14 protein-coding genes and 1 pseudogene are annotated in these 14,708 nt (G+C 33.8%); 6 read left to right on the plus strand and 9 right to left on the minus strand.

From position 1 onward, the window contains the following. Positions 1-7 precede the first annotated feature (7 nt). The 4 genes from B2R82_RS05480 to B2R82_RS05495 all read left to right on the plus strand — a co-directional run bounded on the left by B2R82_RS05480 (position 8) and on the right by B2R82_RS05495 (position 4,681). Positions 8-883, plus strand: coding sequence for a hypothetical protein (locus tag B2R82_RS05480; RefSeq protein WP_286923911.1), 876 nt, complete (start codon positions 8-10; stop codon positions 881-883). Continuing rightward, positions 880-2,040 carry an acyl-CoA dehydrogenase family protein gene (locus tag B2R82_RS05485; protein WP_286923912.1) on the plus strand — a complete coding sequence of 387 codons (1,161 nt, stop codon included), beginning with the start codon at positions 880-882 and terminating at the stop codon, positions 2,038-2,040. Before B2R82_RS05480 ends, B2R82_RS05485 begins: the two co-directional genes overlap by 4 nt. Before the next feature lie 30 nt (positions 2,041-2,070). Next, positions 2,071-3,795, plus strand: a complete 1,725-nt coding sequence (locus tag B2R82_RS05490) for an MFS transporter (RefSeq protein ID WP_286923913.1) — start codon at positions 2,071-2,073, stop codon at positions 3,793-3,795. Positions 3,796-3,985: 190 nt separating this feature from the next. Beyond that, on the plus strand, positions 3,986-4,681 hold the full coding sequence (locus B2R82_RS05495) for a transglutaminase-like domain-containing protein (protein WP_286923914.1): 696 nt from the start codon (positions 3,986-3,988) through the stop codon (positions 4,679-4,681). Positions 4,682-4,779: 98 nt separating this feature from the next. On the opposite strand, the pseudogene B2R82_RS05500 reads toward B2R82_RS05495, so the two are convergent. From B2R82_RS05500 to B2R82_RS05540, 9 genes and pseudogenes are all read right to left on the minus strand, one after another. Then, positions 4,780-5,154, minus strand: a pseudogene (locus B2R82_RS05500) (competence protein ComQ); the annotation flags it as partial. Between the two features lie 11 nt (positions 5,155-5,165). Then, positions 5,166-5,291, minus strand: a complete 126-nt coding sequence (locus B2R82_RS05505; RefSeq protein WP_286923915.1) for a hypothetical protein — start codon at positions 5,289-5,291, stop codon at positions 5,166-5,168. Between the two features lie 103 nt (positions 5,292-5,394). Then, a complete protein-coding gene (locus tag B2R82_RS05510; RefSeq protein WP_283870983.1) occupies positions 5,395-6,033 on the minus strand; it encodes a response regulator transcription factor in 639 nt (212 codons plus the stop codon). Positions 6,034-6,038: 5 nt separating this feature from the next. Next, positions 6,039-8,342 (minus strand): sensor histidine kinase, encoded by a 2,304-nt coding sequence (locus B2R82_RS05515; protein WP_286923916.1) that lies wholly within the window; start codon positions 8,340-8,342, stop codon positions 6,039-6,041. A 316-nt stretch (positions 8,343-8,658) separates the two neighbouring features. Next, positions 8,659-9,732 (minus strand): ABC transporter substrate-binding protein, encoded by a 1,074-nt coding sequence (locus B2R82_RS05520; protein ID WP_283870985.1) that lies wholly within the window; start codon positions 9,730-9,732, stop codon positions 8,659-8,661. After that, positions 9,729-10,526 carry an ABC transporter permease gene (locus tag B2R82_RS05525; RefSeq protein WP_286923917.1) on the minus strand — a complete coding sequence of 266 codons (798 nt, stop codon included), beginning with the start codon at positions 10,524-10,526 and terminating at the stop codon, positions 9,729-9,731. The genes B2R82_RS05520 and B2R82_RS05525 overlap by 4 nt, the downstream gene beginning before the upstream one ends. Next, complete coding sequence (locus B2R82_RS05530) at positions 10,523-11,332, minus strand: ABC transporter permease (protein ID WP_286923918.1); 810 nt, start codon at positions 11,330-11,332, stop codon at positions 10,523-10,525. Before B2R82_RS05530 ends, B2R82_RS05525 begins: the two co-directional genes overlap by 4 nt. Continuing rightward, the gene (locus tag B2R82_RS05535) at positions 11,322-12,428 is read right to left on the minus strand and encodes an ABC transporter ATP-binding protein (RefSeq protein WP_286923919.1); all 1,107 of its coding nucleotides are present in this window, start codon (positions 12,426-12,428) and stop codon (positions 11,322-11,324) included. The genes B2R82_RS05530 and B2R82_RS05535 overlap by 11 nt, the downstream gene beginning before the upstream one ends. Before the next feature lie 16 nt (positions 12,429-12,444). Beyond that, positions 12,445-12,987, minus strand: coding sequence for a helix-turn-helix domain-containing protein (locus B2R82_RS05540; protein ID WP_286923920.1), 543 nt, complete (start codon positions 12,985-12,987; stop codon positions 12,445-12,447). 407 nt (positions 12,988-13,394) lie between these two features. Here B2R82_RS05540 and B2R82_RS05545 point away from each other — a divergent pair, with 407 nt between their 5' ends. Then, positions 13,395-13,937, plus strand: a complete 543-nt coding sequence (locus B2R82_RS05545) for a peroxiredoxin (protein WP_286923921.1) — start codon at positions 13,395-13,397, stop codon at positions 13,935-13,937. A 90-nt stretch (positions 13,938-14,027) separates the two neighbouring features. Next, the gene (locus B2R82_RS05550; RefSeq protein ID WP_286923922.1) at positions 14,028-14,483 is read left to right on the plus strand and encodes a TlpA family protein disulfide reductase; all 456 of its coding nucleotides are present in this window, start codon (positions 14,028-14,030) and stop codon (positions 14,481-14,483) included. The last annotated feature ends 225 nt before the right edge of the window (positions 14,484-14,708 follow it).

Genomic DNA, 14,708 nt, shown 5'->3' on the forward strand with positions numbered 1-14,708 from the left:
TGCATAATTGAAAACGCCAGTAAAAGAGCTAAGAATTCATCATGATTATTTATTTACATTATCAGATGAAGTATTAGACAGTTATCAAATTGTTTCTTTTGGGCATTCAGGCTGCCATTATAAAATGGTTGGTCTTGAGGATCAGCATATACAATTTTTATTGGAACGCGATAAAAAAGTGAAAATTGAAATGCCTATATTATTTGAAGCCTCGATGAAAAGATTTATTGCAGAAATGCAGCGCTTTTTCCATTATGAGCTAAATTTGATTGTCAATGATTGGGGAACAATGCGTTATTTAGCTCAACAGTCTTTACCTCCAAACATCTCTTTATCAGTAGGTAGGCAACTAATTTTTAGCTATGGGAACTGCCCATGGTATGAAGATATTTTGCAATATGAAGAGCAGGCGACGAAGGAACAATTTTTACAATTAAATATTGCCAATCCATCTATGATCAGGTTTATGAAAGAAAATGGTGTAACGGAAATTGATGTAGATATCAATATTTATTTGGAAAATTCCGTGCAATTGCTTAGAGATGAAGGAATTAAAGTAAATGGCTTTTTAAATTATCCATTGGTGTCCACTTCTAGATCCTGTCACACACTTCGACTTTATGCAGAGCAAATTGGAAAATGTCAACATTTATGTAATAGTGGTATCTTAATCGAGCCAAGAGAACGATGGAATCGATTTGAGGATACAACCATTAAGATTTCAAGAGAAGGTCGAGAAAAAATAGGGAATCTTATTATTTATGGAAATATGGTCGTTCAGGATATGAAGAAACTAAACGAAAGCATACCTTTTGAAGTGGATTCATTATGCGATGATGCGAGATTTTCACCCATACTATTAAAAGAGGAGGCAATAAATTGAGTACTATACAAGAAAGAAATTTTACGCAAGATCTTTTGACGAAATTGGATGATATTATCGTTGATTTTGTTGCCCCAAATGCTGCACGAATTGATAGAGAACGAGAGTTTCCAAGAGAAAATATTACCGAGCTTGGACGGGAGGGTTTTTTAGGCTTAATCATTCCTCAGCAGTTGGGCGGTTTAGAGGCTCCATTATCCCTTTATAAAGAAACAGTAATTAGACTGGCTCAAGCTTGTGCTTCTACAGCACTTGTCTATGTGCAACATATGTCAGCAGTTTCTATATTATTGTATGGAAAAGAAAATGATTATATAAAAAATATTTTAAGTAATATAGGGAAAGGTCAGTGTCTTACGACAATTGCACTAAGTGAAGCTGGATCTGGCTGTTATTTTTTCTTACCAGTTAGTCAGGTAAATGAAACTGACAAAGGGCTTCGATTAAAGACCAATAAAATTATGGTGACTAGTGCTGGAGAGGCAGATGTGTATGTCATTAACTCTAAAGCGACTTTCGCAAAGAATTCAATGCAAAGTAATTTCTTTGCTGTAGCTAGCGAATATAATGGCATTGAGGTTGGTGGGAAATGGGAAGGTATGGGACTAAGAGGAAATCAAAGTGCACCATTAACTATAGATACTTACTTAAATAAACAGATGCTAATTGGTGAAGAAGGAGAAGGCTTTAAAATTACCCGTGAGGCCCTGCTTCCAATGGGGCAAATTGGAATTTCAGCAGTCAATATTGGGATCGCCAAGGCAATATACAATGAATCGGTAAATTATGTGAAGAAACGATTTTATACACATATCAATACAAATCTTTCTGATTTTCAAAGTATTCAGCAAATGATTGGAGAAATAAAAGTACTATGCGATCAGGCAGAGACAGCGTTAAATGTATTTGTTCAACGGATGGAGAACAAGGAAGTTGATATGGTCAGTACATTAGAGGTTAAGGTAATGGCCTGTCAAACAGTATTACAGGTGGCAGAATTAGGCTTAAAAGTTTGTGGAGGGCATGCCTATTCCGCTAATACACCGATTGAGAGGTATATTCGGGATAGTATGGCAGGAACAGTCATGGGACCGACGCCAGATGTTCTTAAGGAATTGATTGGGAAAATTGTATTAGATGTCCCGACCCAATTATAAATTCATGGAACAGATGAAAGAGGGTTGACAATGACAAATCAAAATGAGCCTATATACGGGGGTATGAAGCAGGTATTAGCGGTAAGCCTTGGTTTATTTTTAGTTTTTTTAGACAGTACCGTAGTAAATATTTCACTCCCTAATATTATGAATGATTATGAAATTAATTTAAGTGTTGCTTCTTGGATTATCAATTCTTTTGTGCTAACGCTCGCTATTTTATTAATTACTTTAGGGAAAATTGCAGATTTTTTTGGCAGAAGAAAAATTTTTTTAATTGGCGTTATCATATTTGCCATAAGCTCATTATTATGTGGAATGGCCCCTACTGTAGAAGTTTTAATTGCTGCTAGAGTTTTACAAGGCATTGGAGGGGCAATGATTATCCCAACTAGTATGATGCTAGTAAGGACAGCGGTACCAGCAGAAAAAATGGGGCTTGCCATGGGAATATGGGGAGCTGTTGGTGCACTTGCTGTAGCTATTGGTCCTAGTCTTGGAGGTGTAGTGACAGATTTTATTAATTGGCGTTGGATCTTTTATATCAATGTTCCAATTATTATTGTAGCCTTTCCATTTATTCTATTAGCTTTTAAAGGATTTAAAGATATCAAATCACCATTTAAATTAGATGTGCTAGGTATGTTAGTCATTAGCGTGGCACTCTACTTTCTAACTTATGCAATATTGCAGGGGGAGAAATTAGGATGGAATTCAACGACAATATATATTTACTTTTCAATAAGTATCTTAGCCACTCTATTATTTATTTTTATAGAAAAGCGGGCAAAGGTGCCATTAGTGGATTTTTCAATATTTAACAATAAACATTATTTGGGTGGCATTCTATCTAATTTTTTAGGTGGCATTTTGTTAATGGGTACTTTAATTTTGTTACCTGTTTATCTGACACAAGTAAAAGATTTTACAACACTTTATGCATCATTTCTTATTACACCTTTATCGGCAGTTATGTTAATCGTAGCACCGATCGTTGGGAGAATAATCGATAAAATTGGCTATCAAGTCCCAATGCTTTTTGGTTATGTTTTTACTGTCACAGGTTTTATTTTCCTCTTAAAATTAACACCAGATACTGAATTCCCAATGCTTATTACGATGATGTCCTTATTAGGTACTGGATTGGGTATCATCATGGTTACAAGTGTAACAGTATGTACGGTTTCTGTTTCAGAAAAGCATGTCTCTTTGGGATCGGGTATATTTGCGACAGCACGAAATCTTGGAGGTGCCCTAGGTGTATCTTTATTTGTTTCAATTACTCTAAGTTTTTTAAATCAATATGCAAACGATATAGTGGATGATGGTGTGGCACGATTTGAAAATAGTGAAATACCTGATGCCGTCAAGACAGTCGCTATTGAAAATTTAAAGGGAAAAAAAGATAGCTTTTTTGAAGGAGAGCAGAAAGTAGAGGATTTTAAGGTCTCTAAGGAAATGTCTGATCAATTTGTCGCAGTGAAAATGGAAGAGGCATTAAAACAAAAGCCTAAAACAGTGGAAGTTAATGCTTCAGCAGATTTAGAAAAGAAAATAACTGCTATGGTAAATACTGAAATTGAAAATATAGAAAAAGAAGTTAAAACTATTCAAAGTAATATCCGAAATGAGGCACAAGGGTATATTGTTGAGGCAATGACGAAAGCGTTTTGGTGTGGATTATTGTTAACATGCCTTTTTAGTTTATCCTTGATTTTTTTAAGAAAGAAGCATATTGAAGAAGGTAATGTATAACTAATAATCGGTAGGGTGTAAAAGCCCTACCGATTCAAATTTATATCTTCTCTTAGGAACTAATTAATTTAATATACATACTTTGAATGATTAAAAATTATTAATCATAAGATATTCTAGTGTAAATGGATAATCATAGATATAATAGTAATATAAGGGTATTTAGAGAAGAAGAAAAGGGTGAATACTGATGATGAAATTTTTGGAACCGACAGCCATGCTAAATTTTCAAGACGAAGCTCTCCAGCAATTAGTTAAACAAAGAGGATGGAGTGACTTAGCCTATGAAGATCGAATTAAAGAGATTTATGATTTTGTAAGAAATGAAATTAAGTTTGGCTATAATCGGACAGATGATATTCCCGCTTCTGAAGTATTACGCGATGGATATGGGCAATGTAATACAAAAAGTACGCTTCTAATGGCTTTACTTAGAGCAGTTGGGATTCCTTGTAGAATACATGGATTCCTTATTGATAAAAAAATGCAAAAGGGAGCATTGACTGGCATTACGTATCTACTAGCACCAAGTAAAATTGTTCACGCTTGGACGGAGGTTCAATTACATGATGATTGGATTGTGTTAGAAGGTGTGATTATAGACGATTCGTATTTAAAGCAAGTGAAAAGTCGACTATGTAGCTTTAATGAAGGATTTATCGGTTATGGAATTTCAGTTAAGGATAAAAATAATATAAATCTCTGTTGGACTGGTGAAAGTGTATATGTCCAAAGCTTTTCCATAACAGATGATTTAGGAATATTTGATAACCCAGATGATTTATTTAAGAAATATAACAATACGGATAGTAAGCTGAAAGAGATGTTGTTTAATAAAAAAAGAAAGAAAATAAATAAAAGGTTAGATATGTTGAGAGATCAGTGAAAAGGACATACTCGCTTGAAATTGAAAGCGAGTATGTCCTTTTTTATGCTTTAAATATCTATATTTAATAACTGCTCACGTGCTGCACTAGTGAGCGTCTAATCATTAATACTGACTTGGAATTTATAGTAGAATAATTTTTCTGGAGCATGACAATAGGGGATAGCTCCACCATTACGTACAATATCCATTAAATTTGCTTTTTCATATGCTGTTAAATGCAGATATTGGGTTTTACTATGATAGTAATTTTTAATCGGTTGAAAATTATTATCCTCTATGCACAGATAGTAGAGAATTGGCAAATTAACCTTTTTAATATGTAAATCATTGATAGTATGGTCTGCTAACAGATCATGTACATCGTTACGAATTTGGGCTACGACACCTAAGTAATTTGCATATGTTTTAATCGTTTCCAAGGTTTTTTGTGGAATATCTACGGCACCTAAAATACAAGCCAGCTTTATAAGAGAGCCAGATTTTAGCTAACCATTTCTAAATATTCGGATTCATTAGAAATACGGTTATACATATCTTTTTGTTGTCCATTGATTGATTGGAGCAATAATAATTGAATTTGCTGACTGATAAAGTTTCTAGCTTCCACGCTGCCATTTAATAGAGTCACTTTATGAAAAACACAATAATAAAATTTTTCCCTAAATTAACGTTTGATCAAGGATAGATCAATACATCCCCGTCCTGTAATATTAAAATTGAGCCCGACTGTTACTTAAAATTTTTGCAACTGCCTCAGAACGAGAATTCACACATAACTTTTTATATATTTTAGTTAGATTATATTCAACAGCACGAATGCTCATAAAAAGTTCATCTGCAATTTCTTTATTGCTGGCGCCCTTGGCTAAACTCTCTAAAATATCCATCTCCTTTTGTGAAAATTGTTGTTGATGTTCAGCGACTAATAATCCTTGAGATATGTTAGACGGTAGCGAACGAATTAACATTTCCCTTGGAATCATTACATAACCATTTAGTACAGCTTGAATATTTATCACCAATTCCTGATAGGATGCAGATTTGCTTATAATGCCGCAAATTCCCAATTCTATTAGAGTGTTCAACTCACAGGAATAATCAAATCCCGTATAGAGTATGATTTTAGCATCCGAATGGGTAAGTAAGATTTTTTTCGATAATTCGATGCCAGAGCAGTTAGGCATATTAATATCCAATAAATAAAGATCAAATGTTTTTTTCTTAATGTCTTGTATGACCTGCTGCCAATTTGATAAATAAGTAATATTATAGTCTGTTACTTCCTCCAGTATATTCTTAGTACCGAGACCAACCATTGGATGGTCGTCTACAATTAATAGCTGAATCAATGTTCTCACCTCGGAATTGTTATTAAAATTTGTAATCCTTGAGTAAGTTCCGTAATAAATTCAATCTCTCCATCTAAAATATGAATACGTTCTTTTATACCGATTAATCCAATATGATCTTCATTATACTGCTCACTAATTTTGTCCATCCCTACACCGTTGTCTTTATAATCTAAAAAAATAAAATGATCATCCTCCCACATTTCTATGGACACTAATGTGGCATTAGAGTGCTTTTCAGCATTGGTAAGCAGTTCTTGGAGCACACGGTAGATAGAGACTGTTAAATTATGATTGTTTGCGTAATTAGAAAGTTGAAATTCATATCGAAGGCTAAAACTAGCTTTCGCCTGTTTCTTTTTACAAAGATCCTCTAAAGATGCAGTAAAATTAGTATTTAATAAAAAGTTGGGACGTAACTCACTACAGGTGTCTCTAATTTGCTTAATAACATCCAATAAGCCGTTCTTGATTTTATTTAATGTCTCTAAGTCTCCCTTCTGTAAAGTATTTGATTTTTGTATAAGTTGATCTAATTTCTGATACCAAATTGTTTGATCTTGTAAAGCAGAATCATGTAAATCTGACGCTAATCGTTTACGTTCTTGTTCACTCAATTGCAATAAAAATCGAGTAAGAGTGTTGGATGATTGATGATTAGTTGTGTCTCTATTTTCGATGGTTGCAATTATATTTTTTACGATATTTAAATTTTCATAGACTAATCTTACGTATTTAACAATATTTATTAACCACATTTTTTCATGTAAATTAAACGTCGTATTATTTCTTTTTTTGCTAATCCAAATATACGTGCCTATATGATGATGTTCATAAAGCTGAATGCCAAGATAATTCGGATGATCAATTAATATATCTGAATGATTATTCCTCAGCTTAAGTTTAATAGAATCTGCTAGTATACTTTCTTCATTATTTTGCATGAAATCAAAACATTGGTACTCATTGGTTTGATAATTTATGCGTATCAAGAGTAAAACTTTAGGATCTAAGGTTTCTTTGATTTGATGAAGTAATAAGTCTTCTAAATCATCTTCTTTCATAACAGAAGCTAGTTCTTGTGAAAACTCATTTAAATTATTAGAAAAAAAGGACTGTTGATAAAGAAAACTATCTTTTAAAAGAAAATCTAGTTTTTCTTTTAAAAATAGTGTCACAATATTGATAGTAAGAATGACGAAAAATAAAATGAAAGAATACAAAACGATATTATCTATGTAGAATCTTTCACTAATAACGAAAATCATCAAAATCACTGTGGGAATAAATGTTAAAAATGTATAATATGGAATTTGTTTTAAAATAAAATTAATATCTATTAAGCGATTAGTCAACACAATATAAGTATACCCAATAGGGATAATAAATAAGGTGAAAGTTGCCAAATCATCTTGTATATAAGGTAGTCTAAAGATAAATGGAACAGCGTGAAAAAAAATAAAAGGTATAAATGCACAAACATGAATTAATATTAACCATTTAAAAAAAACTTCATGATATGTACTTTTAGTAGTCAAGTAAAAATAAATCAGTAGCAAAATAGAAAAACAAATATTGAGGCAAAAGTAACTTAAAATTAGTATGGTGTTGATAGCACTAAAATTATAATCTGAGAAAAGTGTCGATAATTTTAAAATAATAATTATAAAATAAAGGAATCTATTTATTTTAAAGAAGGTTAACCATTTGTTTTTGATAATTCCTTTTTCGAATAACAGTATATGAAAGAACTGTATTAAAAAAAGAGAGCATAATGGGAAAAATATTCCAATTAGGAAACTTGATACAATATCTCCTCTTCCAGATTCAGTCGAAGCAAAAAAACTAAGAGACATCGACAATAGGAATCCTGTTAAATAAAATGCAACTTTATTATTTTGTTGGTAAATAAAGAGAGTCAGAATAAAAACAGTTAGAGAAAATAAACTTGGAATTATGATTTCCTGAAAAGTGTCTTTCAGAGAATCAGGTGGAGCTTGTATGTAATGTATTTCTTGGTTTCTTATAATTTTTATTTTAGAACCATGAACAAAGCAATTATTGTGTTTGAAATGCTTATTGAACATCGTCACATCAATATCATCTATTTCTAAAATGGCATCACCGATAGCGAGATTGGTATAGCGTGCCCAGCCATCATTTTCATAAATATTGGAAATAATAATTTTACCATTTTTATTATACTGCACATCTATACCGATATAGGGGGTTGACATAACGAATATTAAAAAGAAGTGGGCTATTAGAAATAGTAATTGCAAAAATAGTATTTTTCTTTTATTACTCATAGTTTAACCCTTTCTAGGAAAAAGTTTATAATTACCTCTTTAATGTTATTATAAATTGTAAACAAATTGAAAGAAAGGGAATACTATGATGATAGATAAGATTCATTCATTAATTTATAATAATTAAAGCTAGCTGATTATCTTTCAATTTCTAAGCTAAATATTATCCAAAAGGTATTACAAAACTAATAAAGCAGATGTTATGCAAAAATCATCAACATGGCTACCACGATAAAAATGTTTCTTTCTTTAGACATCGCATTCTTCAACAAAAAAAGTGATGAAAAACATTTTGTTTTTCATCACTTTTTTAAATCTATCGAATACTCATTTTAAATTCTAAAAATAATTCATTGTATTTACCTAAGTAATCAGGACCTAAGTTTTTATATACTTCTAATGTTTCTCGTTGCTCTTCAGAAGGATAATAGCGTTCATCAGATACAACTTCCTTATCCATTAATTTCATTGCTGCAATGTTAGGGGTAGAGTAGCCAACATAGTCAGCGTTTTGGGCACCAGATTCAGCTTTTAGCATAAAATTAATGAATTTATGAGCACCCTCTATATTTTTAGATGTTTTCGGGATGACCATATTATCAAACCACAAGTTTGAGCCTTCCTCTGGAACTGCAAAATCTAGCTCTTCATTTTCTGACATCATGTCTGCTGCCTGCCCAGACCAAGTGAGGGCTACAGTAGCCTCATTATTGATCATTAAAGGGGTAATTTCATCACCAATAATGGCCTTAACATTTGGGGCAAGTGTAATTAATTTGTCTGTAGCTTTACGTAATTCATGATTATCCAATGAATTTAGCGAATATCCTAGGCTATTTAAGCCCATCCCGATTACCTCACGAGCACCATCTACTAAAAAGACTTTTCGTTTTAATGAAGGGTCCCACAAATCATCCCATGAAGAGAAATCTAAATCACCAACAAGGTTTGGATTATAGACAATACCTACTGTTCCCCAAAAATAAGGTACGGAATATTTATTGTCATCATCGAATGGTAGATCCAAGAAGTAAGGGTCGATGTTTTTTAAATTAGGAATTTTCGATTTATCTAAAGGAATCAACAAATTTTCTTCCTTCATTTTTTCAATCATATATTCTGAAGGGACAGCAATATCATAAGCTGTTCCGCCCTGTTGAATTTTTGTCATCATGGCTTCATTGGAATCAAACGTCTCATAAATGACATGAATACCTGTTTCTTTTTCAAATTGCTTTAGCAAATCAGGATCTATATATTCTCCCCAGTTAAAGATCGTTAACGTGTTTTTCCCACTTTTTCCACCACCGGCACTTAAGGCATCCGCAGCGTAGAATAATAGGGCGGACACGACAAGGATCGCAATTGTAGCTTGAATTAATTGCTTCATTGTTGTCCCTCCGTTCTTTTACTAGCACGACTTGTGATGAAATAATAGCCAACTACGACAATCACCGTTACGAAGAATACTAAGCCAGAAATAGCATTTACCGTTAAGGAAATACCAGCACGTGCCATCGAGTAAATTTCCACAGATAATGTACTAAAGCCATTGCCAGTTACGAAAAACGTCACTGCAAAGTCATCTAAAGAATACGTAAGAGCAAGAAAGAACCCTGCAAAGATACCAGGCTGAATATACGGTAAAATAACACGCATCATCACATCTTTTTTTGTTGCTCCTAAATCTAATGCAGCATCAATTAATGATGTATTCATTTCTAGCAGCTTTGGTAAAACCATCAGTACAACAATTGGTACACTAAAAGCTACGTGTGCTAATAATACAGAAGCAAAGCCTAATTTAATACCAACCATCGTGAACAAAATTAAAAAGCTCGCACCAATAATAACATCGGGACTGACAATTAATACATTGTTTAATGAAAGTAATGTATTACGTATTTTTGCATCTTTCACCGTTACAATGCCAATTGCACCTAATGTACCGATAATTGTTGAAATTAAAGCAGATAGTAGAGCTACGATGACTGTATTAATTAAAATAACTAATAGGCGGGAATCCTCAAATACAGCTTTATAATGTTCGAGTGTAAAGGATTCAAAATTATTCATGGAGCCACCACTGTTAAAAGAATAAAAAATTAAGTAAAAGATAGGTGCATACAAGACGATAAAAACAATCGCTAAATACACTTTTGCGGAAGCTGATAATTTATTCATCGTATGCGACCTCCTTTATCCTTTTGTCCTGTAATAAGCATAATAATGACCATGAACAAAATTAAGAATACGGCAATAGTTGAGCCCATTCCCCAGTTTTGAGTCACTAAGAACTGTTGTTCAATAGCTGTACCAAGGGTAATCACGCGATTTCCAGCAATTAAGCGTGTAATCATGAACAAAGATAGTGCAGGGATAAATACAACCTGTATGCCCGATTTAACACCGTCCATAGTTAGAGGTAGTACAACGCGACGGAATGTCGTAAAGGCAGATGCACCTAAATCACGTGCTGCATAAATAAGAGTAGGGTTTAAACGATCTAAAGAATTAAAGATAGGTAAGATCATAAAAGGTATAAAAATATATACCGATACGAATACAAAGCTAATATCTGTAAATAACATTTGCTTTGGATCAAAGCCAAATACTTCTATAAATGCGTTCAACGGACCGTACAAGCCAAAAATTCCGATAAAAGCGTATGTTTTTAACAAAAGATTAATCCAAGAAGGAATAATGATTAGCAGGAGCCAAAGCTGCTTATACTTAGTTTTTGTTAAAAAATAGGCTGTAGGATACGAAACTAATAATGTAAAGAAGGTAATTAAAAACGCATACCAGAATGAGCTTAATGTCATTTTTAAGTAAACAGAAGTAAAGAAAGCTTTATAGTTATCAAACGTGAAATCGCCATGTATATCTAGTAGGGAATAGTATACAACCAGTGCAATTGGTGCGATAACGAAAAGTGCAATCCATAAAATGTATGGAAATAAGGCTGATTTCGATGTTTTAGCTTGCATCATCTTCATCTCCATATGCTTCTAAACGTTTGTCAAACTCTTCTTCGGTTTCATTTAAACGCATAACATGAATCGCCTCTGGATCAAAATCTAAGCCAATTTCTGTCCCTACCTCAGCTTTTTTTAAAGAATGGACAAGCCACTCATTACCATCCTTATCATATGTGGATAATTCATAATGCACGCCACGGAAAAGCTGTGTATCCACTTTTACGATAAGTTTACCTTGATCAATAGTTGTCATTTCTAAATCCTCAGGACGAATAACAATATCGATTTTTTCATTTGGCTTCATCCCTTGGTCTACACATTCGAACATTTTGCCAGCAAATTCTACCTTGAAATCTTCAATCATTACACCAGGGACAATATTTGATTCTCCTATAAAGTCAGCTACGAAGCGATTAATGGGTTCATCATAAATATCAACAGGTGTACCTGATTGTTGAATTTGTCCTTCACTTAGTACAAATATTTCATCGCTCATAGCGAGTGCCTCTTCTTGATCGTGTGTTACGAAGACAAAAGTTTTGCCAAGACGTTGCTGTAATTCTCGAAGCTCATATTGCATCTCAGTACGTAGCTTTAAATCTAAAGCTGAAAGAGGCTCATCTAATAAAATTACTTCTGGGTCATTCACAATCGCACGAGCAATTGCTACACGCTGACGTTGACCACCTGACATTTCAGAAATTTCACGATTTCCGTATCCAGCAAGGTTAACAAATTTTAATGCTTCAGCCACTCGTTCCTTAATTTCGTTTTCAGGCAGCTTTTTAATACGTAGTCCAAATGCGACATTTTCAAAGACATTCAAATGAGGAAAGAGTGCGTAATCCTGAAAGACTGTATTTACTTGACGTTCGTTTGCTGGCACTGAGTTGATTTTTTTATCGTGAAAATAAACATCTCCTGTAGACGGTTCAGTGAAGCCAGCGATAATTCGTAAAATGGTTGTTTTACCACAACCAGAAGGACCTAGTAATGTGTAAAATTTCCCTTTTTCTAGCTCTAGATTAATATTTTTTAGGACGATCGTGCCGTCATTATAAGACTTTGAAACATTTTCAAAGCGGATAATTGAATTCGTTGTCATAGATGCGCCTCCTTAGCTATAAGTATGAATCCGTTGCGACAAGCAAAATCTTTGTTTCAGCAGCATGTGCATTAAAAATTTGATGATGATCTGTCGCATCAAAATAGAGAGCATTGCCTTCACTAGCGATATACTGTTCATTCCCCAAAACGAGACGAATACGCCCTGTTACTACATATATAAAGGTTTCGGAGAGTGAGGGTTCAAATTGCTTAAATTCACCTTCAGCAGCAAGCGTTAGGAAAATAGGCTCCATTTCTTTTTCATTTGATGTTGGAATAAGCCATTGAATTTCATATTTTTTTTCTTCATCCGTATAGGTGGATTGATCTTCCTCTGTATAAACAACCTTTTGTTCAGGTGATTCATCATCAAAAAATTCCTTAGGTGTTGAACCTAACACTTCTAATATTGAAAAAAGTGTCTCAATGGAAGGTGAATTTAAATCACGTTCTAATTGGGATATATAGCCTTTACTTAAATCTGTACGTTCTCCAAGTTCCTCTTGGGTAAGACCTTTTTTTAAACGAAGCGCTTTAATTTTTGCTCCTATTTGCATCTTTTCCCTCCTAGAAGAAGTTTAGCAATCATAAACTTTTGAAATATGAAGTTTACTTTAACAAAACTTTTAGTTTACTAAAACCATTACAATTATACATAAAAATTTAAGATATGCAATCGTTTTTATGGAAAAAAAAGAAGAAAAAATTTTTAGAAATTTAACATAAATCATAGGTAGAAAAAGTTTGTTTATTTTAGAATAAAAATGTTAAAAATAGTTAATAAATAGGCTGTAGCTGCTATTCCATTTTGGGATTTGACAAAAATTTGTCAGATAATTTGAAACATGTCCTTTAACGAAGTTTACTTGTTTGAAAAACTACGATTACTCTGCTATCGTAGAAGACGAGTTCGCTAGTGCGAATGGAATAATATACACTACATATTTAATCGGAGGGATTTATTATGGCAGAACGCATGGTAGGTAAACAAGCACCTGACTTTACAATGGAAGCTGTACTTCCAGACAAATCTTTTGGCAAAGTATCATTGGAAGACATTAAAGCACAAGACAAATGGACTGTTCTTTTCTTCTATCCAATGGACTTCACATTTGTATGTCCAACTGAAATCACTGCGATGAGCGATCGTTACGACGAGTTCGAAGACTTAGATGCAGAAGTAATTGGTGTGTCTACGGATACAATCCACACACACTTAGCATGGATTAACACTGACCGCACTCAAAATGGTCTTGGTGAATTAAAGTATCCATTAGCTGCTGATACAAACCACCAAATTTCAAAAGAGTATGGTGTCTTAATTGAAGAAGAAGGTATCGCGCTACGCGGTTTATTCATCATCAACCCAGAAGGCGAATTAAAATACCAAACAGTTTTCGATAACAACATCGGTCGTGATGTTGACGAGACTTTACGTGTACTTCAAGCTTTACAAACTGGTGGTCTTTGCCCAGCAAACTGGCGTCCAGGTCAAGCAACTCTATAATTTAAATAGAGTCAATTATCAACTTTGAATTCCCCACGACACGTTTGTGGGGATTTTTAAACTTAGAAGAGGGTAAAGGAGGATATAAACATGAAACTTCGTGAACAAATGCCAGAATTAGCAGGCGCAACAACTTGGTTGAATGGTGAAGTAACTAAAGCAGATTTAGTAGGTGAAAAGCCAACATTAATTCATTTTTGGTCAGTTAGCTGCCATCTATGTAAGGAAGCAATGCCAGATGTAAATAATTTCCGCGATCAATTCAAGGATGAGCTAAATGTTGTAGCAGTACATATGCCGCGCTCAGAGGCAGATACTGATTTAGACACAATTAAAGCAGTAGCCGCAGAGCATGATATTGTACAACCAATCTTTGTAGATAGTGAAATGAAGCTAACAGATGCTTTTGAAAACCAATATGTACCAGCATATTTTGTATTTGATAAAGATGGTCAGCTTCGTCATATGCAAGCTGGTGGTAGCGGTATGAAAATGCTAGAAAAACGTGTAAACCGTGTATTAGATGAAATGCGCAATGCTGAATAAGATTAGGATGGGACGAGAATAAATTAACATTCTCGTCTTTTTTGTTTTTTTAAGTGGCTCGGGGTTAATTGAAATGTGGTTTGATTTGAAAAGCGCTGGAACTGAGCGTGTAGTGGCTGAAACGGATCAAGAAGTGGGTAGACCAGAGCGAAAAAGAGCTGAAGCTGATCAGAAAGTGGGTGGACCGGAGCGGAAAAGAGCCGGAGCTGATCAGAAAGTGGGTAG

This window comes from Lysinibacillus sp. UBA6686 (genome assembly GCF_002455205.1).
In the GTDB taxonomy this organism is placed as follows: domain Bacteria; phylum Bacillota; class Bacilli; order Bacillales_A; family Planococcaceae; genus Lysinibacillus; species Lysinibacillus pakistanensis.